At 72.6% G+C, this 24,392-nt stretch carries 28 protein-coding genes and 1 tRNA gene; 11 read left to right on the top strand and 18 right to left on the bottom strand.

Annotated elements, in window-relative coordinates; all coding sequences use genetic code 11:
• The first annotated feature begins 181 nt into the window (after positions 1–181).
• Complete coding sequence (locus tag AMY39116_RS45560; protein ID WP_369794330.1) at positions 182–715, top strand: IS5 family transposase; 534 nt, start codon at positions 182–184, stop codon at positions 713–715.
• 92 nt (positions 716–807) lie between these two features.
• Here AMY39116_RS45560 and AMY39116_RS46845 read toward each other — a convergent pair whose 3' ends face one another.
• Positions 808–975, bottom strand: a complete 168-nt coding sequence (locus tag AMY39116_RS46845; RefSeq protein ID WP_020419487.1) for a hypothetical protein — start codon at positions 973–975, stop codon at positions 808–810.
• 95 nt (positions 976–1,070) lie between these two features.
• Between AMY39116_RS46845 and AMY39116_RS0320370 the strand changes: the two genes are divergently transcribed.
• Positions 1,071–1,328, top strand: a complete 258-nt coding sequence (locus AMY39116_RS0320370) for a YbaB/EbfC family nucleoid-associated protein (RefSeq protein WP_020419486.1) — start codon at positions 1,071–1,073, stop codon at positions 1,326–1,328.
• A 36-nt stretch (positions 1,329–1,364) separates the two neighbouring features.
• On the opposite strand, the gene AMY39116_RS0320365 is transcribed toward AMY39116_RS0320370, so the two are convergent.
• Together AMY39116_RS0320365 and AMY39116_RS0320360 are read right to left on the bottom strand one after the other, a co-directional pair.
• Positions 1,365–3,746 (bottom strand): endonuclease/exonuclease/phosphatase family protein, encoded by a 2,382-nt coding sequence (locus AMY39116_RS0320365; RefSeq protein WP_304413083.1) that lies wholly within the window; start codon positions 3,744–3,746, stop codon positions 1,365–1,367.
• A 124-nt stretch (positions 3,747–3,870) separates the two neighbouring features.
• Complete coding sequence (locus AMY39116_RS0320360) at positions 3,871–4,272, bottom strand: hypothetical protein (RefSeq protein ID WP_020419484.1); 402 nt, start codon at positions 4,270–4,272, stop codon at positions 3,871–3,873.
• Between the two features lie 226 nt (positions 4,273–4,498).
• On the opposite strand from AMY39116_RS0320360, the gene AMY39116_RS0320355 reads away from it, so the two are divergent.
• Positions 4,499–4,966 carry a hypothetical protein gene (locus tag AMY39116_RS0320355; RefSeq protein ID WP_235716178.1) on the top strand — a complete coding sequence of 156 codons (468 nt, stop codon included), beginning with the start codon at positions 4,499–4,501 and terminating at the stop codon, positions 4,964–4,966.
• A 51-nt stretch (positions 4,967–5,017) separates the two neighbouring features.
• Here the strand turns inward: AMY39116_RS0320355 and AMY39116_RS0320350 are convergent.
• From AMY39116_RS0320350 to AMY39116_RS0320335, 4 genes are all read right to left on the bottom strand, one after another.
• Positions 5,018–5,104 (bottom strand) — tRNA-Ser (locus AMY39116_RS0320350).
• Positions 5,105–5,149: 45 nt separating this feature from the next.
• Complete coding sequence (locus AMY39116_RS0320345; protein ID WP_020419482.1) at positions 5,150–5,362, bottom strand: CsbD family protein; 213 nt, start codon at positions 5,360–5,362, stop codon at positions 5,150–5,152.
• 50 nt (positions 5,363–5,412) lie between these two features.
• The gene (locus AMY39116_RS0320340; RefSeq protein WP_020419481.1) at positions 5,413–5,865 is read right to left on the bottom strand and encodes a nucleoside deaminase; all 453 of its coding nucleotides are present in this window, start codon (positions 5,863–5,865) and stop codon (positions 5,413–5,415) included.
• A 1-nt stretch (position 5,866) separates the two neighbouring features.
• Positions 5,867–6,349 carry a tRNA adenosine deaminase-associated protein gene (locus tag AMY39116_RS0320335; RefSeq protein WP_020419480.1) on the bottom strand — a complete coding sequence of 161 codons (483 nt, stop codon included), beginning with the start codon at positions 6,347–6,349 and terminating at the stop codon, positions 5,867–5,869.
• 58 nt (positions 6,350–6,407) lie between these two features.
• Between AMY39116_RS0320335 and AMY39116_RS0320330 the strand changes: the two genes are divergently transcribed.
• Entirely contained in the window at positions 6,408–7,634 is a 1,227-nt protein-coding gene (locus AMY39116_RS0320330) for a M20 family metallopeptidase (RefSeq protein WP_027936089.1), read from the top strand.
• Between the two features lie 21 nt (positions 7,635–7,655).
• Positions 7,656–8,609, top strand: coding sequence for a prephenate dehydrogenase (locus tag AMY39116_RS0320325; protein WP_020419478.1), 954 nt, complete (start codon positions 7,656–7,658; stop codon positions 8,607–8,609).
• Between the two features lie 3 nt (positions 8,610–8,612).
• Here AMY39116_RS0320325 and AMY39116_RS46225 read toward each other — a convergent pair whose 3' ends face one another.
• Positions 8,613–8,927 (bottom strand): antitoxin, encoded by a 315-nt coding sequence (locus AMY39116_RS46225; RefSeq protein ID WP_020419477.1) that lies wholly within the window; start codon positions 8,925–8,927, stop codon positions 8,613–8,615.
• 91 nt (positions 8,928–9,018) lie between these two features.
• Here AMY39116_RS46225 and AMY39116_RS0320315 point away from each other — a divergent pair, with 91 nt between their 5' ends.
• Positions 9,019–9,459: an SRPBCC family protein gene (locus tag AMY39116_RS0320315; RefSeq protein WP_020419476.1), complete on the top strand. Its 441-nt coding sequence runs from the start codon at positions 9,019–9,021 to the stop codon at positions 9,457–9,459.
• Here the strand turns inward: AMY39116_RS0320315 and AMY39116_RS0320310 are convergent.
• The 8 genes from AMY39116_RS0320310 to AMY39116_RS0320270 form a co-directional block, all read right to left on the bottom strand.
• Positions 9,456–12,038, bottom strand: a complete 2,583-nt coding sequence (locus tag AMY39116_RS0320310; RefSeq protein ID WP_020419475.1) for a CHAT domain-containing protein — start codon at positions 12,036–12,038, stop codon at positions 9,456–9,458. The genes AMY39116_RS0320315 and AMY39116_RS0320310 overlap by 4 nt on opposite strands.
• Positions 12,039–12,081: 43 nt before the next feature.
• Positions 12,082–12,564: a hypothetical protein gene (locus AMY39116_RS0320305; RefSeq protein ID WP_020419474.1), complete on the bottom strand. Its 483-nt coding sequence runs from the start codon at positions 12,562–12,564 to the stop codon at positions 12,082–12,084.
• Positions 12,561–13,166 carry an RNA polymerase sigma factor gene (locus tag AMY39116_RS0320300; RefSeq protein ID WP_027936087.1) on the bottom strand — a complete coding sequence of 202 codons (606 nt, stop codon included), beginning with the start codon at positions 13,164–13,166 and terminating at the stop codon, positions 12,561–12,563. Before AMY39116_RS0320300 ends, AMY39116_RS0320305 begins: the two co-directional genes overlap by 4 nt.
• A 104-nt stretch (positions 13,167–13,270) precedes the next feature.
• Positions 13,271–13,609 carry a protease inhibitor I42 family protein gene (locus tag AMY39116_RS0320295; protein WP_020419472.1) on the bottom strand — a complete coding sequence of 113 codons (339 nt, stop codon included), beginning with the start codon at positions 13,607–13,609 and terminating at the stop codon, positions 13,271–13,273.
• 72 nt (positions 13,610–13,681) lie between these two features.
• Positions 13,682–14,338: a hypothetical protein gene (locus AMY39116_RS0320290; protein ID WP_020419471.1), complete on the bottom strand. Its 657-nt coding sequence runs from the start codon at positions 14,336–14,338 to the stop codon at positions 13,682–13,684.
• A gap of 13 nt (positions 14,339–14,351) precedes the next feature.
• Positions 14,352–15,497, bottom strand: coding sequence for a C1 family peptidase (locus tag AMY39116_RS0320285; RefSeq protein ID WP_027936086.1), 1,146 nt, complete (start codon positions 15,495–15,497; stop codon positions 14,352–14,354).
• Between the two features lie 122 nt (positions 15,498–15,619).
• Positions 15,620–16,342 carry an SGNH/GDSL hydrolase family protein gene (locus AMY39116_RS43280; RefSeq protein WP_157358632.1) on the bottom strand — a complete coding sequence of 241 codons (723 nt, stop codon included), beginning with the start codon at positions 16,340–16,342 and terminating at the stop codon, positions 15,620–15,622.
• Positions 16,343–16,351: 9 nt separating this feature from the next.
• Positions 16,352–16,987, bottom strand: a complete 636-nt coding sequence (locus AMY39116_RS0320270; RefSeq protein WP_020419468.1) for an NAD(P)-dependent oxidoreductase — start codon at positions 16,985–16,987, stop codon at positions 16,352–16,354.
• A gap of 90 nt (positions 16,988–17,077) precedes the next feature.
• Here AMY39116_RS0320270 and AMY39116_RS0320265 point away from each other — a divergent pair, with 90 nt between their 5' ends.
• Positions 17,078–17,641, top strand: coding sequence for a TetR/AcrR family transcriptional regulator (locus AMY39116_RS0320265; RefSeq protein WP_020419467.1), 564 nt, complete (start codon positions 17,078–17,080; stop codon positions 17,639–17,641).
• Here AMY39116_RS0320265 and AMY39116_RS0320260 read toward each other — a convergent pair.
• A complete protein-coding gene (locus AMY39116_RS0320260) occupies positions 17,638–18,111 on the bottom strand; it encodes a GbsR/MarR family transcriptional regulator (RefSeq protein WP_027936085.1) in 474 nt (157 codons plus the stop codon). The genes AMY39116_RS0320265 and AMY39116_RS0320260 overlap by 4 nt on opposite strands.
• Before the next feature lie 84 nt (positions 18,112–18,195).
• Here AMY39116_RS0320260 and AMY39116_RS0320255 point away from each other — a divergent pair, with 84 nt between their 5' ends.
• The 4 genes from AMY39116_RS0320255 to AMY39116_RS0320240 all read left to right on the top strand — a co-directional run bounded on the left by AMY39116_RS0320255 (position 18,196) and on the right by AMY39116_RS0320240 (position 23,511).
• Positions 18,196–19,092, top strand: a complete 897-nt coding sequence (locus AMY39116_RS0320255) for an ABC transporter ATP-binding protein (RefSeq protein WP_020419465.1) — start codon at positions 18,196–18,198, stop codon at positions 19,090–19,092.
• Positions 19,089–20,684: an ABC transporter permease gene (locus AMY39116_RS0320250; protein ID WP_020419464.1), complete on the top strand. Its 1,596-nt coding sequence runs from the start codon at positions 19,089–19,091 to the stop codon at positions 20,682–20,684. Before AMY39116_RS0320255 ends, AMY39116_RS0320250 begins: the two co-directional genes overlap by 4 nt.
• Positions 20,685–20,800: 116 nt before the next feature.
• Positions 20,801–22,060, top strand: coding sequence for an MFS transporter (locus tag AMY39116_RS0320245; protein ID WP_027936084.1), 1,260 nt, complete (start codon positions 20,801–20,803; stop codon positions 22,058–22,060).
• Positions 22,057–23,511 carry an NAD-dependent succinate-semialdehyde dehydrogenase gene (locus AMY39116_RS0320240; protein WP_020419462.1) on the top strand — a complete coding sequence of 485 codons (1,455 nt, stop codon included), beginning with the start codon at positions 22,057–22,059 and terminating at the stop codon, positions 23,509–23,511. Before AMY39116_RS0320245 ends, AMY39116_RS0320240 begins: the two co-directional genes overlap by 4 nt.
• Here AMY39116_RS0320240 and AMY39116_RS43275 read toward each other — a convergent pair.
• Positions 23,495–24,115: a LysE family translocator gene (locus tag AMY39116_RS43275; protein ID WP_020419461.1), complete on the bottom strand. Its 621-nt coding sequence runs from the start codon at positions 24,113–24,115 to the stop codon at positions 23,495–23,497. The two genes, AMY39116_RS0320240 and AMY39116_RS43275, sit on opposite strands and share 17 nt — an antisense overlap.
• Positions 24,116–24,392 lie beyond the last annotated feature (277 nt).

The following is a 24,392-nucleotide window of genomic DNA, read 5'->3' as shown; positions in this document are numbered from 1 at the left end:
CTCGGCACGCCGTGGTGGCGACCACGGGATCCTGGCGGCGGGGCAAGCAGTGCGGCGCCGGATCGCGGGGCGCTGCCGCTCGTCGGTGGCCGGCGCCCACTCTGCCGAGCGCTGCGACTAGTTCGCGTCCTGTAATTGATCTAGCTGCGGTTCTGGTTTGATCTTGGGTCGGGGTGAGGTGATGGATCGGGCGTGGGCTCGGATCGAGCCGTTGTTGCCGGTGTCGGGTCGGGGTCGGCGGTGGCGGGATCACCGGCAGGTGCTCGACGCGATTCTGTGGAAGCTACGCACCGGCGCTCCGTGGCGTGACCTGCCCGAACAGTATGGGCCGTGGAAGACCGCGCACGAGCGGTTGCGGTTGTGGACCGCCGACGGCACCTGGCAGAAGATCCTGGACGAGGCGATCGTCAAGGACACCTCGGTCGGCGAGGTCGCGTGGGTCATCTCGGTTGATTCGAGCGTGGTCCGGGCGCACCAGCATTCTGCTGGCGCCCGGAAAAAAGGGGGGCTGCGCCCCCGGCGTCGAGGCGCTCGCGGTCGACGGGAAAGGACTCGGACGCTCCCGCGGAGGACTGAGCACCACAATCCACCTCGCCGTCGATGGCCGCGGGCTGCCGATGCGGGTGCTGCTCACCGGCGGCCACGCCGGCGACAACCCACAACTGCCACTGCTCGACGGCATCGCTCAACCGGCTCAAACAGTTCCGCGACCTAGCCACCCGCTACGCCAAACGCGCCGCCTACTACCAAGCCGAACTCACCATCGCCGCCATCATCCTCTGGCTCCGATGACTTACAGGACACTTCCTAGTTCGCCGGGCGGAGCCAGCTCTCCGGCTCCGGGGTGTCCGGCTTCGGCATCTCGCGGCGGACGTACGCCCGCGCCCAGCTCAGGTCGCCGCGCAGGGTCGCCGGCACCACGGGTGAGACCTCGCGGCGGGAGAGGTGGTCGACGGTCGCGCGTACCCAGTTCATGATCTTTCCGACGTTGCGCGCCTGTGGTTGGTTCCCCACGGAACCGGTGGGGAGTCGGTCACGTCGTAGCAGCCAGGTGAGAGGAAGAGGATCCGGTGAACCGCGAGTTGACCACCCAGTCCGAGGCCGTGGAGGAGCGCCAGGCCGCCCGGCGGCGTCAGGCCGCCCAGCAGGTCGTCACCGCCCAGGACGACTGGGGTCTGGTCGAGGTCGGGGTCGCCGGCAACGGGGAGGTCCTCGAAGTCGCGATCAACTCCGCCCTCTTCGAGCACGTGAAGCCGTCGGACCTGGCCGAGGCGATGCTGCAGGCCGCCCGCGCCGCCCAACGCCGGGCCCGCCAGCTACACCGCTGACCGCCGCCGCCCGGGAGGGCGACGGCGGCCCCGGCGTCAGAGGGTCGGGCGGTACCGGATGATCTGCGGGTCGTGGTCGCTCGCCTGCTCGGCGAACTCGGCGTTGATGTGCACCACGTCGTAGTCGACCCACCACAGCGCCCGCGAGGTCAGGATGTGGTCCAGCACCTGCGAGTTGCCCTCGTAGACGTAGCTGTACCGCTCGTCGGCGGGCAGCCGGTCGATCTGGTCGGTCAGCGCGCCGCCCGCGGTGAGCGTCTTCAGCGCGGGCGAGAACTGGTAGTCGTTCAGGTCGCCGGCCACGATGACGTCCGCCAAGGGATCCGCCTTCAGCAGCTCGTCGACGAACCCGCGCAGCACCTGCGCCTGCTGCCCGCGCTGCACCTCCGAACTCCGCGTCGGCGGCTGGTACCGGCCGTGCGTCGGCTGGTCGCCGCCCTTCGAGTTGAAGTGGTTGGCGATCACGAACACCGTGTGGCCGTGGAAGACGAACTCCCCGGCCAGCGGCTTGCGGCTGTTCGCCCACGCCGGGTTGCCCGGGTCGACACGCCCCGGCGACACCGACAGGTGCGGCTTGCCGCGCTCCTTCACCACGGACACCGCGGTGGTCGCGTCGCCGCCCGGACGGTCCACGAAGGACACCCGGCGCGGGTTGAACAGGAACCCGACGCGGATGTTGCCGCCCGGCTCGCCGCCGTCGGTGAGGTCCTGCGGGTCGATCTGCCGCCACTCGTAACGCGGCCCGCCCGCGGCGGCGATCGCGTCGGTGAACCGCTTCAGCGTCTGGTCGGCGGCCACCACGCCGTCGCCCTCGCCCTCGGGGCCGTTGTTGTCCTGGATCTCCTCCAGCGTCACGATGTCCGGTGACGCCAGGTTCTCCACGACGCCGCGCGCCAGCTGGTCGAACTTGGCCTGGTCGTCCACGGCGGACAGGTTCTCGACGTTGTAGGTGGCCACGGCCAGCTCGCTCGGCGACTGCTTGCGCGTCACCTCGCGCTGGATGCCGCCGTCCTTGACCTCGCCCAGTGTGGTGGCCTGCAGCGTGTACCCGCCGAAGCTGTCGTACTCGACCGGGCCCGCGGTGAGGCCGGTCAGCGTGTCGCCGGTGTTCGCCTGCGGGAACGGGCGCTGCGCGAACGGGATCAGCGACTCGATCTTGAGGATGCCGGTGTTCGGGCTGTCGTAGCCGGTGTAGATCGTGCCGCCGCGGTCGGTCCGGTTCTCCCGCGGCTTGGTGGTCACGTACAGCTCGTAGTACTCGGTGGACGGCCCGACCACGCGGACGTCCTGCACGCTGACGACCTCGCCCTCGTGCGACTCCCAGAAGTCCAGCGAGTACTTCGCCGGCTCCAGCGGCAGGGCTTCGGTGTTGCCGCCGGCGTTCGGGGCGAGGGTGCCGGGCACGGTGGCCGGCGTGATCGCGGTCGCGGCCGGCAGCGGGTTGCCACTCGACTGAACAGTCCACTTCGGACCAGTGATCTCGGTAGTGGACTGGTAGATCGAGCCGGTCTGGCTGTCCGGGTAGTACTCGGCGACGGTGCCGGACACCGTGACCGCGTCGCCGACGGCCACCGCGGGCGTGGTCGAGCCGGTGAACACCAGCACGCCCTCGCTGGTGCGCGGGTCGGCGTCGGGCCGCGGATCGGTCATCCAGAACCCGCGCGCGGAGCCGAAGGTGCGCAGCGCGGTGACGACCCCGGTCACGTCGGTGACCTTCTTGCCTGCCAGGGGCGACAGCCGGGTCGTGCCCTGGATGTCGTGGATCTTGGCCGGGGTGCCGCCCGCGTCGCCGCCGGTGGTCTCGCCCTTGGTGTTGACCGGGGTCGGGGCGCCTGCCGCGAAGTCGGTGGAGTTGTTGTCGGTGTCGGTCAGCGTCGCGCGCGCGACCGAGGTGGTGTTGCTCGGCGCGGGCGCCGGGCTGCCTTCGCGGACGGTCGCCGAGCCGTATCCGACGAGGTCGCGGACCCGCGGGTCGGCGGCGCAGTCGGCCGCGGTGAGGCAGGTGAGGGCAGTGGTGCCCTGGACGAGGGCGACCGTGCCGGACCCCGCGGCCATCGAGATCGATCCGGCGGCGTCGGCGGTGGGCAGCGAGACCGTGCCACCCGATCCGGTGGCCTCGGCTACCAGGTACCGGCCGCCCGCCGCGACGGAGCCGGTCAGCGCGGTCACCTGCCACCTGCTCGACGCGCTGGGCGAGCCGGGCAGGTACTGCACGCTCCAGCCGTCCAGGGCGAAGCTGCCGCCCACCGTGGCGATCTCGATGAAGTCGCTGGTCAGCGTGGCGCCGCTGTTGCCACCACCGCCGTAGACCTCGGCGATCACGACGTCCTGGCTCGCCGCCGACGCGGGTGCGGCGGCGACGGTCGCGCCCGCCAGAGCAGCAGCGGCGAGCACGCCGATTCTTCGACTGGTCGTCACCCTGAGTCCCCTCGTCTGATCAACAGTCGAGGCATCTTCCCTCTATGAGGTGAGACGAAGGAAGACTCAGCGGCAACAACCGGTAACGGTTCGTCCGCCCGGCCTACGACCTACGGAGGGTGCCTCAGTGGTCGTTGACGTACGTGCTCCTGGTTGCGTAACCGGTGCTGACGCCCTTGTAGTAGAGCTCGATGAACGCGCCCTCCGGCAGGTTGTAGGCACCGCCCTCGCTCGCCGAGTGCGTCACGCAGCTCCCGAAACCGCCACTGGCGACGGCCTTGTAACGCCACCCGCCGTCAGCCCAGACGTTGACCTGCGCGCTGGAGCCGTTCGCCGCGCTGTCGCAGACGGAGATCCGGTCGCCGTACTCCTCGACGTAGACGGTGACGCCGGGGGCCGTGAAGGTGTGGTCCCAGCTGTCGCCCGGCGGGTCGGGCATGGCGGCCGCGGTGCCGGCCGGCACCAGCACGCCGGCGGCCGCGACAGCCGCCGCCGCGGACAGGGTGCGGACGTTGAGCAGTCTCATCGGGTACCCCCAGCAGAAGAAGTGACCAAGAGGGTGAACCTACGACCTGGCGCTGGCGGATCCCGCGCACGCCGGCGGGCTGTTCCCGCAGGCGGGGAGCGGCCGGTACGGATCGTCTGCGGGCACTCCAGCGGGCGAACCGTGCCACCCGTCCGCGTGAGCGCGCTGCCGCCGGGGGCCGGGCGAGCCGAGACTGGGCTCCCCGACCATTCCGAAAGGCAAGCAGATGAGGCGGATGCTCGGCGTCCTCGCGGGCGCGCTCGCCGTCGCGGCGCTCGCCGCGCCGGCGCAGGCGGACAACGGTCACTTCGTCACCGGCAGCGCGGCCTGCAGCGACACCGGCGCCGGCTTCGAGTGCACCGGCGAGGTGGCCGGCCTCGGCGGCACGACCTTCGAGATCACCGCCAAGGCGACCGGCACCGCCTGGGTGGAGTGCGTCAACCCGGCCGGGCACCGGGTCACCGGGCAGGACACCGAGGTCGAGGTCACGGCTACCAGCGGGCGGCAGCAGACCCCGCACCACGGGCGGTCCGCCTTCCAGCTCACGAGCACAGCGGTGGGCGTCGGACCCGTGCCTGCCTGCCCGAACCCGATCTGGGCGGCGAAGGTCCTCGACGTCACCTTCGGCACCGCCACCCTGACCCTGTCCGCGAACGGCGCCGCCGCGGCCGAGACCACCGTGGACGTGCGGTAGCGGAAACGACGAACGCCGGGCCTCCCTGGGGAGACCCGGCGTTCGATCCGGCGGTAGCGGTGGGATTTGAACCCACGGACGGGGTCAACCGTCACACGATTTCGAGTCGTGCTCCTTCGGCCGCTCGGACACGCTACCGCCGACTAGGTTACTAGACGCCCAAGAGCGGCTTGCAGGCACTCCTCACCTGGAGCGGAAGCGGCGCTGCGCGTCCCGCGCGGCGGTGGCCGCCCAGTCCGCCACCTCGGTCGTCGTCTCGCGCACGACACCGCGGATCCGCTCGGCACGACCGGCGCTCTGGTGGCGGCGGTTGCCGGTGAGGCGGCCGAACAGCTCCCGCGCCCCGCCCTTGGCCTGGCGGGACCGGCTCGTCATCCGGTTCTTCACGACGTTCATCGACCCTCCTTCGACGCGGTCGACTGAGGGCTACCCCGCCTCGCGCGGCGTCACACGTCCCGGTGACCGGTGAAGAACTCGGCGAGCAGCGCGGCGCACTCGGCCTCCAGGACCCCGCCGCGCACCTCCGGCCGGTGGTTGAGCCGCCGGTCGCGCACCACGTCCCACAGCGAACCGACCGCCCCGGTGCGCGGCTCCCACGCCCCGAACACGACCCGGGCCACGCGCGCGAGCACCAGCGCCCCGGCGCACATCGTGCACGGCTCGACCGTCACCGCGAGCGTGCAGCCGTCCAGCCGCCAGCCGTCGCCGAACTCGCGGGCCGCCTCCCGCAGCGCGATGACCTCGGCGTGCGCCGTCGGGTCGCCCAGCTCCTCGCGGGCGTTGTGGGCGCTGGCGAGCAGGCGGCCGTCGGGTGCGAACACGGCGGCGCCGATCGGCACGTCCGGGCCGGCCTCCCGCGCCGCGGCCAGCGCCACGGACACCAGGTCGGCGTCGGACACGTCAGATCTCGTCGAGCAGCGCGGTGAACTCGCCACCGAACCCGCAGCGCTGCGCGATCATCTGCAGCTGCTCGTCCGGGTAGAGGTCGACCTCGCCCGCGATCACCTCGAGCTCGGGCCCGGGCAGGCCGACGTCGGCGAGGATGTCGAGGTCGCCCTCCGGCCAGATGGAGTCGTCCTCCTCGTCCGGCGGATCGACCCGCAGCACGTCGAGCACGTCGGCGGCGATGTCGTAGTCCAGCGCCGCCGCCGCGTCCGAGAGCAGCAGGGACGGTCCGCGCGGGCTCGGCCGCACGATCACGAAGAACTCGTCGTCCACCGCGAGCAGGCCGAACACGGCCCCGGTGGACCGCAACTTGGCCAGCTCGGTGATGGCGGCGTCCAACCCCGTGAGTGCGCCGGCGTCGAGCGCGCTGCAGCGCCACTTGCCGTCCTCCCGGACCACGGCCACCGCGAATCCCGCAACCGGCTCCTTCACCGACATAGCGCACACCGTATACCTGGACGGATCATCGGTGCAGTCGCTCTGCGAGGATCGGAAGATGACGGGACCCACGGAGTTGCCCCCTTTGCCGGACACCCGGCTCGCCGCGTTGCTCTCCGAGGCCGAGGCTCTGCAACCGGCCACCGTCGCGCTGCGCCGTGAGATCCACCGGAGGCCGGAGCAGGGCCTCCACCTGCCGCACACGCAGGCCGCCGTCCGGCGGGCGCTGGAGGGCCTCCCGCTGGAGATCGTCGAGGGGAAGTCGACCTCCGCGCTGACCGCCGTGCTGCGCGGCGCGCAGGATGGGCCCGCGGTGCTGCTGCGCGGGGACATGGACGCGCTGCCGCTGCAGGAGGACACCGGGCTGGAGTTCGCCTCCGAAGTGGACGGGGCCATGCACGCGTGCGGCCACGACGGCCACACCGCGATGCTCGCCTCCGCCGCGCGGCTGCTCGCGGCCCACCGGCACGAGCTGGCCGGGTCGGTCGTGTTCATGTTCCAGCCGGGCGAGGAGGGCTACCACGGCGCGCGGCACATGATCCACGAAGGCGTGCTGGACGCCGCCGGCTCGCGGGCCGAGAAGGCCTTCGGCATCCACCTGCTGTCCCACGTCGAGTCCGGGCTGATCACCACTCGGCCGGGACCGCTGATGGCCTCGAACGACACGTTCACGGTCCAGGTCACCGGCAAGGGCGGGCACGGGTCCAGCCCGCACAACGCGATCGACCCGGTGCCGGCGGCCGCGGCGATGGTCGGCGCCCTGCAGACGATGGTGACGCGGCGGGTCAGCGTGTTCGACCCGGCGGTGGTGTCGGTGACCCGCATCCAGGCCGGTACGACGACCAACATCATCCCGGAGACAGCGGAGGTCGCGGGCACGATCCGCACGCTGTCCGAGTCCACCCGCGCGCTGGTGAAGGCCGAGCTGCCGAAGGTGTGCGAAGCGGTCGGCGAGGCGCACGGCTGCCGCGTGCTGGCCGACATCGAGCCCGGCTACCCGGTCACCGTGAACGACCCGGACCAGGCGCTGCGGGTGCTGGACCTCGCCCAGCGCGTGCTCGGCCGCGCGGAGCTGATGGCCGACCCGATCATGGGTGCCGAGGACTTCTCGTACGTGCTGCAGCGGGTTCCGGGCGCGTTCGCGTTCCTCGGCGCGTGCCCGCCGGAGGTCGACCCGGCGGAGGCGCCGACCAACCACTCCAACCGCGTGCGCCACCACGAAGGCGCTTTCCCGGCGGGTGTCGCGATGTACGCGGCCTTCGCCCTCGACGCCCTGGCAGGATGACGCCCCGTGCGAGACGTATGCGTGATCGGGCTCGGGTTGATCGGCGGCTCGGTGCTGCGCGCGGCCGCGGCGGTGGGGCGCGAGGTGTGGGGCGCGACGACTTCGGCGGCCGACGCCGAGGCGGCGGCCGCCGACGGGTTCGACGCCTCGACCGACGTGGAAGCCGCGCTGCGGCGGGCCGCCGACCGGGACGCGCTGGTGGTGCTGGCCGTGCCGCTGACCGCCGTCGAGGAGGTGCTGCGGACGGTCGACGTGTGCGCGCCGTCGTGCCTGCTCACCGACGTGACCAGCGTGAAGACGGGTGTGCTGACGGCCGCGCGGGCGTTCGCGCCGAACGCCCGATATGTCGGCGGGCACCCGATGGCGGGCACCGCCGAGTCCGGCTGGCGGGCCGGCAACGCCGCGCTGTTCGGCGGCGCGGCGTGGGTGGTGTGCGTCGAGGACGACACCGATCTCGGCGCGTGGGCCGAGGTGGCCCGGCTGGCGATCGACCTCGGCTCGCACGTGGTTCCGCTGACCGCGGCCACGCACGACGAGGCGGTCGCCCGGATCTCCCACCTGCCGCACCTGCTGGCCGCGGTTCTCGCGGCCGTGGGGGCGGACGGCGGGCCGGTCGCGATGGCGCTGGCCGCCGGCTCCTACACCGACGGCACCCGCGTGGCCGCCACCCGGCCGGCGCTGGTGCGCGCGATGACCGAGGGCAACCGCGAAGCGCTGCTGCCGGTGATCGACGAAGCCCTCGGCCGGCTGGGCGCCCTGCGCGGGTCGCTGGCCTCGACCGGCGGCCTCGCCGTCAGCATCGACTCGGGTCACCAGGGCGCGCAAGCGCTTGCGGCCGCCAGGCAGGCCACGCTGTCGGGCGTCCGCGTCGCTCTGGGCGCGCCGGACGCCCGGGACGGCCTGCGTGCGCTCGGCGAGCGCGGCGGCCGCATCACTTCCCTCACCGAGGACACCGCCATCGGCGAGGTGCCGTAACGGTTACGGCTGGCTGGTCGGTCCCGTCGGTCCGGTCGGGCCGCTCTGGGGTCCGGTCTCGGGTCCGCTCTGGGGTCCGGTCTGGGGTCCGGCCGGTCCGGGGCCGCCCTGCGGACCGGGCTCGCCGTGCCCGCCGCCGGACTGCTTGTGCAGGAAGTCCTTCGCCTTCGACGTGACGTTGTCGATCTTGCTGGAGTGCTGGCCGAACTTCGACTTGGCGAAGCCGCTCGCCTTGTCCAGGCCTTGTTCGATCTTGCCGGCGTTGTGGCCGAGCGCCTCTTGCGCCTTTTTCTTGATCTCGTTGAAGTCGATGCCCATGAATCCATGAAACCCCAAGGTCAGGCCCCCCGCATCCGGTAAGCCCCTGGTTTACTGCTCGGTAACCCCTACCCGAGCGGAAAGGTCACCGATGCCCGCCAGGACGTTCTCCTTCGAGGTCACCCGCACCAGCAGCGCGCCGCCCGCGACCCTCTTCCGGCTGGAGACCGACGGCGCCCGCTGGTCCGACTGGGCGAAACCGCTCATCGTCGTGTCCCGCTGGGACCGGTGGGCCGATCCGGCAGGCGGGGTGGGCGCGATCCGGGCCGTCGGCGCGTGGCCGCTGCTCATGCGTGAGGAGACGCTCGAGTACGAGCAGGACCGCCGCCACGTCTACACCTTCGCCGAGCCGGCGCCGGTTCGCGACTACCGCGGCGAGGTGACCTTCGAGCCCAACGGCACCGGCACGCGGCTGACCTGGCGCGGGTCGTTCCAGGAGAAGATCCCCGGCACCGGGCCGGTCGTGCGCGCCGCGCTCGCGGGGGCGATCAAGTTCCTGTCCGCGAAGCTGGTCAAGGCCGCCGAGCGCTAACCGGCGCCGAGGCAGAGGAACGGGCGGCGCAGCGGATCGGCGGCGGTCGCGTGCGCCAGCGCCAGCGCCGGGGAGATCCCGGACGCGAGCCGCTGGTGCAGGTCGGTCATCGCCTCCGCCGCCGCCCGGTCGCCCACCCGCGCGATCGCACCCACGATCGTGCGGGACCCGCTCGCCAGCAGCGCGCCGGCGAACCCCAGCGCCTCCTCGCCGGGCCGGATGTGGCTCATCGCCAGCTCGCACGAGGCCAGCACCACCCGATCCGGCGGGCGCCGCAGCCGCGCGGTCTCGTGCGCGAACAGCGGCCCGTCGACCAGTTCCAGCCGCGAGAACAACGCGTTCGCCGGTTCGTGCGCGCCGTGCGCGACCAGGTGCGCCAGGCCCGACCCGTCGAGCGCTTCCAGCACCGCCGAACTGGTCGCCGCCGGGCCGTCGACCAGCGTCGCCGACGGGTAGACCGCGCGCAGCTGCCGCACCTCGCCGATCGCGCCGGGCACGTCCGGCCCGCCGACCAGCACGACCGGGTCGATCAGCTCGCGGCGCATCGCGGTCACCCACGCGGTCGCCGACGGCGCGATCGACAGCGGACGGCCACGCAACGACGGCAGCGCCGGCCACGGCAGCGCGTACAGCGGCCCCGTCGGCACGATCACCAGCTCCCGGTCGCCGATCGCGTCCGCGAGCGGCCGCACCACCCGCTCGTCGAGCAGCCGGGCGCGCTTCTCCGCGGACGCCGTGACGGCCGCGACCAGTGGCGGCGGCAGGTGGTCCGGGGCCAGCGCGTTCAGGTCGGCGTGCAGCTGCTTGGTGATCTCCACGACCTCGTCCAGCCCGCCCAGCCGCACCAGCCGGAACCGGCCGTCCCGCACGACCACCGCGGACAGCTCGCCGTCCTGGCCGATCAGGCTGACAAGCACGCGGTCGCCCAGCTCGGTGGCCACCTCCTCGGGTGAGCTGACCGGGCGCGGCCTGCCCCACGGGCTGGTGTACCAGCCGAGGCGGCCAGCCTCCCGCTGCAGCCGGGTGTAGCGCTGCTCCAGCGCCGCCACCGGCCTGCCGTCGAGGCGGTTCTGCTGCGCGAGCCGCTGCACCTGCCGCATCTCGGTGATGAGCCGGGCGAGCACCGGATCGTCGATCGCGGGCAGCGGCTCGTACCGGTAGACCTGCGCGCGCGTCCGCTCCTGCCAGGCGAACAGCCTGCGCGCGCCGGCGTGGCCGCGGGTCGTGCCGAGCACCAGCCCCACCGCGAGACGGCCCAGCTCCTGGCCGTGCACCGCGGTCCCGCACACCAGGTCCAGCCCGCCCATCCGGTCGCGCACGCGGCTCAGCTCGGCGAAGCCGCTGCGCGCCTGCGCCAGCGCCGCACGCGGACGGCCCGTCGCCACGGCGAGTTCGGCCCGGCACAGCCGGAGCAGCATGACGTGGTCGATGGGCGTGGTGCGGCGCGGCCTCGGCACCCGCGCGAGCAGCTCCTCGGCCGCGCCGACGTCCCCACGGCGGAGCAGCAGCCGCACCGCGAGCAGCCGGGCCACCGCCGCTTCGTCCCGCAGCCCCAGTTCCGCGAGGCGGTCGGCGTGCCCGGTGAGACCCGTGACGAGCCGCGCCGGCGGGCGGCGCGTGCCGCCGAGGACCTCGGTGGCGTCGGCACGCAGCCGGGTCAGCGCGGCGACCGCGGCCCAGCGTTCGTTGCCGCGCCGGAGGAACCGCCGCCGCGCGAGCTCGGCCAGCTCGCGGGCCCGGCCGTGGTCGTTGTCGAGGATCGCGGCCGCGGCGCGGGCGACCTCGGCCTCGGCGATGTCCTGCACGTTGCGGGTCGCATACAGCTCGGGCAGCACCTCGTCGAGGTGCCGCGCCGCGTCCTCGGCCAGACCGGCGACGAGCAGCGCCCTGGCCTGGTCGACGCGCAGCCGGGCGAGCCAGCCGGGAGCGGCGTCCTCGTAGATCCGCGCGGCCTGCTCGTAGTGCCGCAACGCGCCGGGGATGTCGCCGAGGAGCTGCCCCTGCTCGCCCAGCAGGTGCCGGACCTTGCCCTCCAGCCGGGTCAGGCCGTGCTCGGTGGCCAGTTCGAGGCAGCGGCGCAGGTCCGCCAGCGCCGCCGCGGGCCGCTGCAGCTCGACGTTGATGTTGGCGCGGTTCATCAGGTTGCGGGTCAGCGACAGCGCGTTGTCGGCGGCCTCGTTTTCCAGCACCGGCAGGATCTCGTCGAACAGCGCCAGCGCTTCGGACAACCGGCCGATCCGGCCGAGCACCAGCGCGCGCTGGGCGCCGACCAGCGCACGCAGGACCCGCTGTGGCGGCCCGGGCGGCAGCCGATCGGTCAGCCGCAGGGCGTCGTCGAGGTGGCGCAGGCCGGCCGCCGCCGAACCGGTCTCGGCCTCCGACATCGCGAGGCCGAGCAGGACCCGTGCCCGCAGGGTGATCCACTCGACGTCGTCCGGCCCGTCCGCGAGCACCCGCAACGCGCGGTTGAACAGCCGCACCGCCTCCACGTTGCGGAAGTTGCCCGCCGCGTCCGCCGCCCGCCCGCGCAGCGCCGATGCCCGGCCCAGCGCACGCCGGGACTCACGCTGAGCTGACACGTGGTCTATCTGAGCACATCCGCGGGCCGGGGGGAGCAGCCGGTCAGAGGACGACCGCGGGCGTGACGACGGTGCGGCGGCTGCTGGCCCCGCCGACCGAGATCACGATCTGCGTGGTGCCGCGCGGCACGTCGTCGAGCACGAACCGGCCGCCCTCGTCGGCCACCGTCGACGACGAGCCGTGCTCGGCCACCCGCACCTCGACCCCGTGCGCGGCGGCGGGCACCAGCCAGCCGTCGATGCGGTGGCAGTGCCCGACCCTGGTCAGGTTGATCATCACCGTGAGATCGCTGACCGTGAACGTGATCGTGCCCTCGTCGGTGATGCTGCGGACGCCGGCCAGCGCCGGGTCGGCCCGCTCCCACTGGGCGATCTCGAAGTCGAGGTTCTCCAGTTCGAGGGCGAACTGCACGCGCTCCACCAGGCCGTCCGGGGGCGGGTCGACCGCGGCCAGCACCCGGCCCAGATCGGCCAGCAGGTCTTCGTCGCCGGGGTGCGCCCCACCCCCTGGCAGATTGTCGTTCATACGCTGCCCCCTTCGATGTCCAGCAGTTCGCGCATCGTCTTCAGGCAGCGGCCGCGGTTGGGTCCGATGCTGCCGCGCGGCATCTGCAGCGCTTCGGCGACGAGCCGGTACTCGGCGCGACCGGCGAGCACGGTGAGCCGCAGCAGTTCCTGGCACCGCTGCGGAAGCCTGCGGAAGGCACGCCAGAGCCGCTGGTCACGCTCGGTGCGCAGCACCTCGGCCTCGGGCGCGGGCTCGGTGCTCGCCACGGTCTCGGCCAGTTCGTCGGTCAACGGCACCGGCGGCGGTTTCCGCCCGCGCACACGCTGCGATTCGTGCCGGGCGGTGACGACCAGCCAGCCGGCGAGCGCCTTCGGCTCACGCAGCCGGTCGAGGTGGCTGACCAGCGCCAGCCACACGGTCTGCACCACGTCCTCGGCCGAGTGGCTGTCCAGCCCCTGGCCGCGCGCCACGTTCCACACCAGCGGGGTCAGCTCGGCGACCAGCCGGTTCAGCGCGCGTTTGTCCCCCGCCCGCGCCGCGGCCAGGCACGCCTCGAACAGCTCCGGTCCGCGGAGTCCCTCCCAGGACGGATCCGCCTCGGCGGTCCTCGCTTCCGTCACCGCGTTCGCCCCCACTTCGCGTGGTTCTCCTCGGGTCAGCGCTAGGCAGTATCTCCGGCTCCGTCACCGTGCAGAGCACGAAGGCGGACGCCAGATACACAACATCACTCGTTTGGAGCAGTCACGGCGAGCACGAACGTGACGGAGCGGCGCGGCTCCACCTCCCACGGCCGCGCCAGCTCCGCCTGGAGCAGGTGCCGGCCGGGCTCGACGACGTCGAGCGCCAGCCGGCGCACACCCCCCTCGCCCGGTGGCCCCTCCCCGTGGGCCACCTCCCTGGACCGGACGTGCTCGTCCGCCACCACGCGGACCGCGTCCGGCAACCGCCAGCGCCACCGGTAACCCGACGCGCGGACCTCCGGCAGGCGCAGCTCCACCGTGTCCCCCACGTGGAGCCGCGCCGTCTCCCCCGAATCCGCCTGCGCGAGCCGGATCTGTGTCACTGGAAGCTCCCCAGGGTGGCGGTGGCCGGCGGCCCCCTCGGCTGCCGGCCACCGCCGGTCTGCGTGCCGTCGTCAGACCAGGATCTGGTCGATCTGCCCGGCGGCGTTCTCGTGGAAGGACACCGGCAGCCCGTGGTTGCGGGCCAGCAGTGCCAGCGTTGTCAGGGAGCTGCGCCCGTCCGCGGTGGCGGCGAGCCGCTTCCAGCCCAGGCCCGCGATGTCCACCCAGACGCCCGGGTTGGCGCTCGTCGACCACAGCCGCGCGACCTGCCGGTTGTGCACCCAGACACCCTGCGCCTGCGGCGCGGGGTGGGCCGGCGTGCCGTTGCCGTTCGGCGGGGTGTTCGGGTCGTAGACCCCGCTCGGGGGCGGCGTGTTGGGGTCGTAGACACCGGTCGGCGGCGGCGTGTTGGGGTCGTAGACACCGGTCGGCGGCGGCGTATTGGGGTCGTAGACACCGGTCGGCGGCGGCGTATTGGGGTCGTAAACCCCCGTCGGCGGCGGCGTGTTCGGGTCGTAGACCCCCGTCGGCGGCGGCGTATTGGGGTCGTAAACCCCCGTCGGCGGCGGCGTGTTCGGGTCGTAAACCCCCGTCGGCGGCGGCGTATTCGGGTCGTAGACGCCGGCCGGGCCGTCGGAGCCGGGCGTCTCCCTGGTCAGTTCGGCGAGTTCGGCGTTCGGGTCGTCCTGCGGGCCGGTGTCCGGCGTCTCGCTCTTGCTCGTGGTCATGCTTCGCTCCCCATCAGTAGGTGGTGGCAACCTTGGTCAGCACGCCCTGGTCGAGGAACGGGCTGACGGGATGCCCGCCCGCCCGAGCCTCGGCGAGCAGCGCGAGCTGACGGCTCACGCCCGCGGCGTCCCCCGCGAGCCGGACCCAGCCCAGCTGCTCCAGGCACACCCATTCACCGGCACCGGCCGAGAACAGGCGCAGCGCGCGCTGCGGCGGTAGCCACGCGCGCAGGGTGACCCCGGTGCAGCCGAGGGTCGTCGGCCGCGGTTCCGGGTAGTCCTCGATGAAGGCCTCGCCGTAGGCGATCCGGAAGAACCCGCCCTCGCCCCAGTCGGTGCCCCAGGAGTTCTTGCCGATCCAGCAGTTCTGCTCGTCGTCCCAGCCGATGAGCGCGACGCAGTGCCCGCCGTTGCTCTCGGTCGTGGTGGCGCGGTAGATGCCGCCGGTGTAGTGGAAGAAGTCGTCGTAGATCACCATGCACGCGGTGACCGGGCCGTAGCCGTAGATGTGGTGCTTGATCGCGGCCGGGTCCTGGGTCAGGTCGACGACGCCTTCCGCACGCGCGACGCGGTTCACCCAGTTCGGGTGCAGCGCGCCGGTGCCCTCGTCCGAGTAGGGCCAGTAGTCCTCGAAGGTGACTCCCTTGGACGCGCAGTCCCCCATCAGGTCGTCCGGCCAGGACCCGGTGTCACCCGGCTTGCGGTGTCCCGGCGCGAACCCGAAGAACAGGTGCGCCTCCGACAGGTCGAGCCGCATGCCGGTGTTGCGGCGCGTGTACGCGGCGGTCCCCTCGAGCGCCGCGATGGTGCCGAACGCGCTGCAGGACCCCGATTCCCCCTGGTCCTTCACCGGCGTGACGTAGCTGCGGCCGCACACGTCGCGGAGGTCGAACTTGGCGGGCAGCGTGCTGCCCGGCGCGTGCAGCGCGGTGCACGGCTGGCCGGCGGCCCCGAGCGCGACCTCGAGCATCCGCCCCGGCAACTCGGCCCGGGCTTCCACTTCGGCCGCGCTCGGGGCCGGCACCCCCAGTCGCACCCTGCGCGACTCGCCCGCCAGCCGGCTGAGCACCGTCTCCCCCGCCTGCCACGGATCCCCCATCGTGGCAAGGGAATCGCGCACGGCGCGGATTTCCTCGGCGAAGGGCCGGGGAGAGCTCATGCGTTCCTCCAGTCGGTGTGCAACCAGCCAACGCCCCCTATGACGCGGGGAGGTCCTCGCCAGATACACAGCGACAGAAGTTTTTCCAAAGCACCTGGTCGGCGGCGGCTGGTTTCACCCGATCAGCCCAATGCGACGGCCTCCGCCAGCTTGTCCGCCCACAGCCGGTAGCCGGCCGGTCCGGGGTGGAACCCGTCCGCCGCGAACAGCTCCGGGTCGACCACCTCACGCGGCACCGGGCAGTGGGTGACACCCGGCAGCCCCGCGAGCGTCGCCGCCGCCGCGTCCAGCGCCTCACCCCGCAGGCCCAGCACGAGGCGCAACGGCTGCGGCAGCGACGGGAACGCGGCGAGCGGCGGGACGCCGGCCAGCAGCACCGGGACCGGCCCGAGCGCCCGCGCCGTCACCACCAGTTCCAGCAGGTCGCGCCGGTAGCGGGCGGGTGAGCGCATCTCGATGGTGTCGTTCACCCCGAGCGCCACCACGACCAGGTCCGCCCGTTCCCGGCACGCCTCGCCGAGCAGCTCCGTCCGGACGGTGCGCGCGTTGGCGCCCGTCCGCCCGGCCACGCGCCAGTCGATCCCGCGCCCCAGCCTGCGGGCCAGCGCCGCGGCCAGCTGCCCGGTCAGCGCCTCCTCGTGCGTCTCCGCGCCGACGCCATCCACAGTGGACTCGCCGATCACCAGCAACCGCAACGGGTCCGGCCCGTGCGCCGAGCCCCTCAGCGGTCCGGACGCGCCCGGCAGCCGCGGTGTCGTCCGGCGCACGTGCAGGCCCTGGGCGACCAGCACCGGGGCGAGCCCGACGGTGACCGCGAGAGTCAGGGCAGCACGTGAAGTTGACACCCGTTCACATTAGCCCTTGGCGATCGACACGGCCATCCTCGTCAGCTCCGGATCCGCGGCCGCGCGCAGCACGTAGTCGGCCAGGTCCGCGCGGGAGATGCTGAAGCTGCCGCGCACGTTTCCCCTGGTCTCGCTCGCGATGCGGCCGGTGTGACGGCCGTCGTTGAGCTTCGGCGGGCGCACGATCGTCCACTCGAGCCCGGACTCGATCACCCGGCGCTCCATCTCGCCCATGTCGGCGTACCCCTCGCGCAGCATGCGGATCAGCAGCGGCTTGACCACCAGACGCGTGAACCACCCGTCCCCCTCGCGGTGCATGCCGCTGTTGCTCACCACGACCAGCCGTCGCACGCCGGCCGCGGCCATCGCGGTCATGATGGCGCTCGTCCCGTCCCGGCAGATCACGCTCGGCCCCCGGTCGCGGGGGCCCAGCGCGGACAGCACGGCCTCGCGGCCGGTGATGGCGGGCACCAGCGAATCCGCGTCGAACACGTCCGCGGTCACGACCTCCAGCCGCGCCTGCGCCGGCACGTCCAGCCGCGCCGGATCACGCACCACCGCCGTCACCTGGTGACCCGCGGCGAGCGCCTGCCGCACGACCTCCACACCCGTCCCGCCGGTCGCGCCGAACACCGTCAGCTTCATGCTTCCTCCCTGGTTAGTGTTCACTCACCTGCTATGGTGGGTGAGTACTCACTAACCGTCAAGCGAGCACTGAGAGAACGCTGAGGACGCATGGGAACTCGGGAGAAGATCCTGGCCGCGGCCGCGGAGGTGATGCGCGAGCAGGGCTACGCGCGCGCCACCACCAAGGAGATCGCCCGCGCCGCCGGGTTTTCGGAAGCGGCGCTGTACAAGCACTTCGCGGACAAGACCGAGATCTTCCTCGGCGTGATGACCTCGCAGCTGCCCGGGCTGAACGCGGTGCTCGGCGACCTCACGCCCGGACGTCACACGGTGCGCGGCAACCTGGTCCGGATCACCAGCACGGCGATCGACTTCTACACCGAGAGCTTCCCGATCGGCGCTTCCCTGTTCTCCTCGCGGGAACTGCTGGCGGCCCACCGCGCCGCGATCCACGAGCACGGCGCCGGGCCGCGCACCCCCGTGACCCGGCTGGCGAACTACCTCCGCGCGGAACGGGACCTGGGCCGCCTGCCGTCCACATCGGACCCCGACGCGATCGCGACGCTGTTGCTGGGCGCCGCCTTCCAGCAAGGGTTCCTGCGGCACTGGGACACCGAGGCCGGGGACCCGACGACGCTGGCGCGCAAGCTCGTCAAGGCCGTCCTGCCCTAGCGGCTCGCCCGCTCCTTCTCCCAGCGCTCGAACAGCAGCGGCAGCTCCCTGATGATGAACGACAGGAAGTCGCGCATGTCGGCGAGCCGCCTGCCGGCCGGGGTGTCGGCCCCCACCGCGTCGATGCCCTCCTCGGCCGCGTCCCGCCACATCTCCACGAAGCGGTCGCGCTTGCGCATGCTGGCGTACCACATGTTGTCGAGCACCCGGAAGTGGTCGCGCCGCGACCCGGGCTCCCGCTCCCGCTCGACCAGCCCCACCTGCTCCAGGTAGCGCACCGCCCCGGACACCGCCGCCGGGCTGACCTGCAGGTTCTCCGCCAGCTCCGCCGCGGTGAGCCGGCTGTCGTCGGTGACCACGAGCGCGGCGAACACGCGCGCGGCCATGCGCTGGATGCCGAGCTGATTGAGCACGAGAGCCAGCCGCTCGACGTACCGGCGAACCGCCTCTTCGTCCCGCATGGAGATCATCCTCCCTCACTCGTCCAGCGCTTCAGCCAATCTATACGTTTTCCTAACTTCACAACTTTGTGAAATCACTGTAGCTTCGGCCGCATGGACAACGCCATCTCCATCGAGGGCCTGCACAAGTCGTTCGGTGCGACCAAGGCCCTCGACGACCTGAACCTGCAGGTCAAGACCGGAGAAGTGCACGGCTTCCTCGGCCCGAACGGGGCCGGGAAGTCGACCACCATCCGCGTCCTGCTCGGTCTGCTGCGCGCGGACCGGGGCACCGTCCGCCTGCTCGGCGGCGACCCCTGGCGCGACGCCGCGAGCCTGCACCACCGGCTCGCCTACGTCCCCGGAGACGTCAACCTCTGGCCCAATCTGTCCGGCGGCGAGGTCATCGACCTGCTCGGGCGGCTGCGCGGCGGACTCGACAAGCGCCGCCGTGACGAGCTGATCGAGCGGTTCGACCTCGATCCGAAGAAGAAGGGCCGCACCTACTCCAAGGGCAACCGGCAGAAGGTCGCGATCGTCGCGGCCCTGTCCTCCGATGTCGAGCTGCTGATCCTCGACGAACCGACCTCCGGCCTCGACCCGTTGATGGAAGCCACCTTCCAGTACGCGATCCAGGAGGAGCGCGACAAGGGCCGCACGGTGCTGCTGTCCAGCCACATCCTCGCCGAGGTCGAGGCGCTGTGCGACCGGGTCAGCATCATCCGCAACGGGCACGCGGTGGAGACCGGCACGCTGAGCGAACTGCGGCACCTGACCCGCACGTCGATCGTGGCGGAGCTCGCCGGCCACCCGAACGGGCTCGGCTCGCTGGCCGAGGTGCACGACCTCAAGGTCGACGGCAACCGGGTCCGCTTCGACGTCGAGACCCAGTCGCTGGACCAGGTGCTGCGCAAGCTGACCGAGGTCGGCGTGCGCAGCCTGACCAGCCAGCCGCCGACGCTGGAGGAGCTGTTCCTGCGCCACTACACGACCGAAGCGAGCTCACGGTGACCGCGCTGGTGGGCACCCGGCACCTGGTGCGTCTCGCGCTGCGGCGGGACCGGGTCGTGCTGCCGCTCTGGGCGCTGGTGATCGGCGTGCTGCCGGCGAGCAGCGCCGGCGCCTACGACCAGCTGTACCCGGACGCGGCCAGCCGGGCGTCGCTGACGACGGGGATGAGCGCGAACCCGTCGATCACCCTGCTCTACGGGCCGCCGTTCGACCTGTCCACCGCGGGCGGGTTCACGGCGTGGCGCTTCGGTGTGTTCCTGCCCCTGTTCACAGCGCTGGCCTGCATCTTCACGGTCACGCGGCACACCCGCCAGGAGGAGGACACCGGGCGGCAGGAGCTGCTGTCGTCGACCGTGACCGGGCGCTACGCCGCCTTGACGGCCGCGCTGATCACCGCCGCCATCGGCGCGGTGGGGACCGGGCTGCTGGTGGCGCTCGGCCTGATCGGCGCGGGACTGCCCGCGGGCGGGTCGGTGGCGTTCGGGCTCGGGACCACGCTGACCGGGCTGCTGTTCGCCGCGGTCGCCGCCATCGCCGCCCAGCTCGCCGAGTACTCGCGCACCGCGAACGGCATCGCCTCCGCAGTGCTCGGGGTCGCGTTCCTGCTGCGCGCGGTCGGCGACTCGGCCACGGACATCTCGTGGCTGTCCTGGCTGTCGCCACTCGGGTGGTCGACGCAGATCCGGCCGTTCGCCGGGGACCGGTGGGCCGTCGCGCTGCTGCTGGTCGCGGTGGCCGTCGTGCTGGGGGCGGTGGCCTACCGGCTGCTGCCGCTGCGGGATGTCGGAATGGGCATCTTCCCGGCTCGTCCCGGCCCGCCGGTGGCGGCGCCCGGGCTGCGGTCGCCGTTCGCGCTGGCCTGGCGGCTGCACAAGGGCGTGCTGATCGGCTGGACCGTCGGCTTCGCGGTGCTGGGGGCCATGTTCGGCTCGCTGGCCGCCGGCATCGGCGACATCGTCGGCGAGAGCGCGCAGGCCCAGCAGATGCTCGAGCGGCTGGGCGGCGCGCAGAGCCTGGTCGACACGTTCCTCGCCGCGATCGCCGGCATCTTCGGGATGGTCGCCTCGATGTACGCGGTGCAGGCGACGCTGCGGATGCGCGCGGAGGAGACCGCGCTGCGGCTGGAGCCGCTGCTGGCGACCCGAGTGCGCCGGTTGCAGTGGGCCGGTAGCCACCTGGTGTTTTCGCTGCTGGGGACGGCACTGCTGCTGGTCGTGTCGGGGGTGTTCGCGGGACTGCTGCACGGGTTGCGCGTCGGCGACGTGAGCGGCCAGGTGCCCGCGGTGCTCGGCGCGACGGTCGCGCAGGTGCCCGCGGTGTGGGTGGTCGTCGGGATCGCCGTGGTGGTGTTCGGGTTCGCGCCGAAGTTCGCGACGGCGGCGTGGGGGGTGGCGGCGGCGTTCCTCCTGCTGTCGCTGTTCGGGCCGGTCGTGCAGGCGCCGCAGCTGTTGCTCGACGTCTCGCCGTTCACGCACGTGCCGAAGCTGCCGAGCGCCGATTTCGCGGTCGCGCCGTTCGCGTGGCTGCTCGGGATCGCGGTGGTCGCGCTTGCCACGGGCCTGGCACGTTTTCAGCGGCGCGACATCGGGTAGTACCTGGTCGTTCGAGTGGCAGAGCCCGGACCTGTCGGGGGGTCCGGGCTCTGCCACTCCGTTTTTGTCGGTACCCCTCGCTAACGTCGTTCAGGTCGCGGGAGCGAGGGGGGAACATGCGATGGGGGTTGTTGCGGCACGGGGATTTCCGGCACCTGTGGCTGGCCGACGCGCTGAGCCAGTTCGGCGACCGGATCAACCTGCTCGCGGTGCCGTTGCTGGCGGCGATCACGCTGCACGCCACGGCGTTCCAGCTGTCCGTGCTGCGGACGCTGGAGACGCTCGCGTACCTGCTGCTGGCGTTGCAGGTCGGCGCGTGGACGGACCGCATGCGCAAGCGGCGGGTGCTGGTGGCGGCCGACCTCGGGCGGGCGGTCGCGTTCGGCTCGGTGCCGGTCGCGGCGGCGTTCGGCGCGCTCACGATGCCGCAGCTGTACGCGGTGGTGGCGGTGGCCGGGGTGCTGTCGGTGTTCTTCGAGGTGGCGCACCGGACGTACCTGCCGAGCCTGGTCGCGCGCTCGCAGCTGGTGGAGGGCAACGCGCGGTTGCAGGCCAACGTCTCGGTCGCGGCGGTGTCCGCGCCGGGCCTGTCGGGGTGGCTGGTGCAGCTGTTCGGCGGGGCGACGGCGGTCGGTGTGAACGCGGTGAGCTTCCTGTGGTCCGCGGCCTGGCTGCGGCGGATCCGCGCGCCGGACCGGGTGCCGCCGGCGCGGGTGCGGGCGCCGCTGCGGCACGAGATCGCCGACGGGCTCCGGTTCGTCTTCCGGCACCCGGTGCTACGCGCGATCGGAGCGCACGACGTGTGCGTCAGCGTTTGCCAGCAGTTCCAGATCACGGTGGCGGCGCTGTTCCTGCTGCGCGAGGTGCACCTGTCGCCGGGCGTGATCGGGCTGCTGCAGGCGGGCGGGCTCACCGGAGCGGTGCTCGGCTCGGCCGTGGCGCGCCGGCTCGGCAGGCGGTTCGGCGAGGCGCGGCTGATGTGGAGCAGCGCCCTGCTGTGGGGCGTCGGGTACCTGATGATCCCGTTGACCACGCCGGGCTGGGGCCTCGCGTGGTATCCCGTCGGCAACTTCCTGACCGGCGTGAGCATCGTGGTGCTCAACGTGCACCAGCTCAGCTACCGGCAGGCGGTGACGCCCGAGCGGCTGCAGGGCCGGGTGGCGGCCACCTCCTCGTTCCTGTACTTCGCGCCGGGACCGATCGGGAGCGTGCTCGCCGGCGTGCTGGCGAGCGTGGTCGGGCTGCGCGGAACGTTGTGGCTGGCGGGCGCAGGGGTGGCGGCTTCGGCGCTGTGGCTGGTCTGCTCGCCGTTGCGCCGGATGCGGCGGTTGCCGGAGGCATACGAGGAGGAGCGCACGGGTAGTCACGCCACATGACCCTCGATGGAGCACCGCGTCAGATCTTCCTCGCCGGTCAGTGGCGCGACGCCGCGGACGGCAGCCGCTTCGGTGTGCAGGACCCGGGGACCGGGCAGCAGCTCTGCGAGGTCTCCGACGCGCAGGACGCCGACGTCGGCGAAGCCATCGAGGCGGCCGTCGCGAAGCAGGAGGAGTGGGCCGCGACGCCGCCGCGGGAGCGGGGCGAGATCCTGCGCCGCGCGTGGCAGCTGATGACCGACCGCGCCGACGAGCTGGCGCGGCTCATGACGATGGAGATGGGCAAGAGCCTGGAGGAGTCGAAAGCCGAAGTCACCTACGCCGCGGAGTTCTTCCGGTGGTTCTCGGAGGAGGCCGTGCGCATCGACGGGCGGTACGCGCGCAGCCCGGCCGGTGGCGGTCGCGTGCTGGTGTCGAAGCACTCGGTGGGTCCGTGCATCCTGGTCACGCCGTGGAACTTCCCGCTGGCGATGGGCACCCGCAAGATCGGGCCCGCCATCGCCGCGGGCTGCACCATGATCGTCAAGCCGGCGCAGCTGACGCCGTTGTCGATGCTGAACCTCGCCGGGCTGCTGAAGGAGGCCGGGCTGCCGGACGGTGTGCTGAGCGTGCTGCCGAGCACGTCGGCGAGCCGGGTGGTGAACCCGGCGCTGGCCGACCCGCGGATCCGGAAGCTGTCCTTCACCGGGTCCACCGAAGTGGGGCGCAAGCTGGTCGAGCAGTGCGCGCCGAACCTGCAGCGGATGTCGATGGAACTGGGCGGCAACGCGCCGTTCCTGATGTTCGAGGACGCGGACCTCGACGCGGCCGTCAAGGGCGCGGTCACCGCGAAGATGCGCAACAACGGCGAATCGTGCGTGGCGGCCAACCGGTTCCACGTGCACTCGTCGGTGGCCGGAGAGTTCACGCGGCAGCTGACCGAGGCGATGTCGTCGCTGAAGGTCGGGCACGGCACCGAGGACGGCGTGAAGGTCGGGCCGCTGATCAGCGCCGAGCAGCGGGACAAGGTCGTCGAGCTGGTCGAGGACGCGTTGTCCCGCGGCGCGCACGCCACCACCGGCGGCAAGGCGCTGGACGGCGACGGCTTCTTCTACGCGCCGACAGTGCTCACCGACGTCCCGCCGGACGCGCGCATCCTGCGCGAGGAGGTCTTCGGGCCGGTCGCGCCGGTGACCACGTTCGAGGACGAGGACGAGGCCGTCCGGCTGGCCAACGACACCGAGTTCGGGCTGGTGGCGTACGTGTTCACGCGGGACCTCGACCGCGCGATCCGCGTCGGGGAGCGGATGGCGACCGGGATGGTCGGGCTCAACACCGGGCTGGTGTCGAACGCGTCGGCGCCCTTCGGCGGTGTCAAGGCGTCCGGGTTCGGCCGCGAGGGCGGCGCCGAGGGCATCGAGGAGTACCTCGACGTGAAGTACATGGCCCTGTCGCTCAGCGGGACTCCGTAGCGATCCGCACCCCCAGTCCGATGAGGACTGTCGCAGTGAGACGGTCCAGCCACCGTCGCACGGCGTCCCGCAACAGGAACCGGCGCGCCTGGGCCGCCAGCAGCAGGACGGTGCTCATCCACAGCCAGCCGATCGACACGTGGATGAGGACGAGCAGGGCGCCCCAGCCCGCCTGCCCTGGGCCCGCCGGCAGGAACTGCGGCAGCAGGCTCAGGTAGAACACGCCGACCTTCGGGTTGAGCAGGTTCGTCACCAGCCCGGCGCGCAGCGCACCACGCCCCGGTTCGACGCTGATCTCCGGGGCTGGCTGGTGGCGGCGGAAGCTCTTCCACAGCGCGGACGCGCCGAGCCAGATCAGGTAGGCCGCGCCGACGACGCGAACCACGTCATAGGCGATGCGGGAGGCCGTCAGCAGCGCGGTGAGGCCCGCGATGCTCGCCGTGCCCCAGACCAGGCAGCCGAGGTTGATCCCGGCCAGCGCCCGGAAGCCGGCCCGCCGCCCGCCGAGGAGCGTGTGGCGCAGCATCAGCATGGTGTCGAGCCCGGGCGTCATGACACCGGCCAACGCGACGAGAACGTAGGCGAACAGGGCGGAAGCCGACATGCCGCCACTACAGCACAACCCGCGCGCCCGGCCCACCCCTTTCGGCCGGCGCCCCCTCCGGTCCCGCTCTCTCCGGCCCGGCTCTCGCTGGCCCCGCTCTCTCCGGCCCCGCTCTCTCCGGCCCCGCTCTCTCCGGCCCCGCTCTCTCCGGCCCGGCTCTCGCCGGCCCGCCCTCGTCCAGGGCACTCCCTGCCCCCGCCCCTCCCGGCAACGTTTGCCCTTGGGGCAGGTGGTTGCCACTCCGGCACGTAGTCGGCGCGCCCCGTGCGGCCGTGGC

It is taken from the genome of Amycolatopsis sp. ATCC 39116, assembly GCF_000231075.2.
GTDB lineage: Bacteria > Actinomycetota > Actinomycetes > Mycobacteriales > Pseudonocardiaceae > Amycolatopsis_E > Amycolatopsis_E tucumanensis.
This window is presented reverse-complemented; position numbering and strand designations above follow the sequence as displayed.

What these genes read in the sequence shown, in the direction of transcription:
- AMY39116_RS0320265 (WP_020419467.1), top strand. Translation starts at nt 17,078, where the DNA reads ATGGGAACTCGGGAGAAGATCCTGGCCGCGGCCGCGGAGGTGATGCGC.
- AMY39116_RS0320270 (WP_020419468.1), bottom strand. Translation starts at nt 16,987, where the DNA reads ATGAAGCTGACGGTGTTCGGCGCGACCGGCGGGACGGGTGTGGAGGTC.
- AMY39116_RS0320355 (WP_235716178.1), top strand. Translation starts at nt 4,499, where the DNA reads ATGAGGCGGATGCTCGGCGTCCTCGCGGGCGCGCTCGCCGTCGCGGCG.
- AMY39116_RS0320260 (WP_027936085.1), bottom strand. Translation starts at nt 18,111, where the DNA reads ATGATCTCCATGCGGGACGAAGAGGCGGTTCGCCGGTACGTCGAGCGG.
- AMY39116_RS0320330 (WP_027936089.1), top strand. Translation starts at nt 6,408, where the DNA reads ATGACGGGACCCACGGAGTTGCCCCCTTTGCCGGACACCCGGCTCGCC.
- AMY39116_RS46225 (WP_020419477.1), bottom strand. Translation starts at nt 8,927, where the DNA reads ATGGGCATCGACTTCAACGAGATCAAGAAAAAGGCGCAAGAGGCGCTC.
- AMY39116_RS0320315 (WP_020419476.1), top strand. Translation starts at nt 9,019, where the DNA reads ATGCCCGCCAGGACGTTCTCCTTCGAGGTCACCCGCACCAGCAGCGCG.
- AMY39116_RS46845 (WP_020419487.1), bottom strand. Translation starts at nt 975, where the DNA reads ATGAACTGGGTACGCGCGACCGTCGACCACCTCTCCCGCCGCGAGGTC.
- AMY39116_RS0320305 (WP_020419474.1), bottom strand. Translation starts at nt 12,564, where the DNA reads ATGAACGACAATCTGCCAGGGGGTGGGGCGCACCCCGGCGACGAAGAC.
- AMY39116_RS0320335 (WP_020419480.1), bottom strand. Translation starts at nt 6,349, where the DNA reads ATGTCGGTGAAGGAGCCGGTTGCGGGATTCGCGGTGGCCGTGGTCCGG.
- AMY39116_RS0320245 (WP_027936084.1), top strand. Translation starts at nt 20,801, where the DNA reads ATGCGATGGGGGTTGTTGCGGCACGGGGATTTCCGGCACCTGTGGCTG.
- AMY39116_RS45560 (WP_369794330.1), top strand. Translation starts at nt 182, where the DNA reads ATGGATCGGGCGTGGGCTCGGATCGAGCCGTTGTTGCCGGTGTCGGGT.
- AMY39116_RS43275 (WP_020419461.1), bottom strand. Translation starts at nt 24,115, where the DNA reads ATGTCGGCTTCCGCCCTGTTCGCCTACGTTCTCGTCGCGTTGGCCGGT.
- AMY39116_RS0320255 (WP_020419465.1), top strand. Translation starts at nt 18,196, where the DNA reads ATGGACAACGCCATCTCCATCGAGGGCCTGCACAAGTCGTTCGGTGCG.
- AMY39116_RS0320345 (WP_020419482.1), bottom strand. Translation starts at nt 5,362, where the DNA reads ATGAACGTCGTGAAGAACCGGATGACGAGCCGGTCCCGCCAGGCCAAG.
- AMY39116_RS0320360 (WP_020419484.1), bottom strand. Translation starts at nt 4,272, where the DNA reads ATGAGACTGCTCAACGTCCGCACCCTGTCCGCGGCGGCGGCTGTCGCG.
- AMY39116_RS0320240 (WP_020419462.1), top strand. Translation starts at nt 22,057, where the DNA reads ATGACCCTCGATGGAGCACCGCGTCAGATCTTCCTCGCCGGTCAGTGG.
- AMY39116_RS0320285 (WP_027936086.1), bottom strand. Translation starts at nt 15,497, where the DNA reads ATGAGCTCTCCCCGGCCCTTCGCCGAGGAAATCCGCGCCGTGCGCGAT.
- AMY39116_RS0320290 (WP_020419471.1), bottom strand. Translation starts at nt 14,338, where the DNA reads ATGACCACGAGCAAGAGCGAGACGCCGGACACCGGCCCGCAGGACGAC.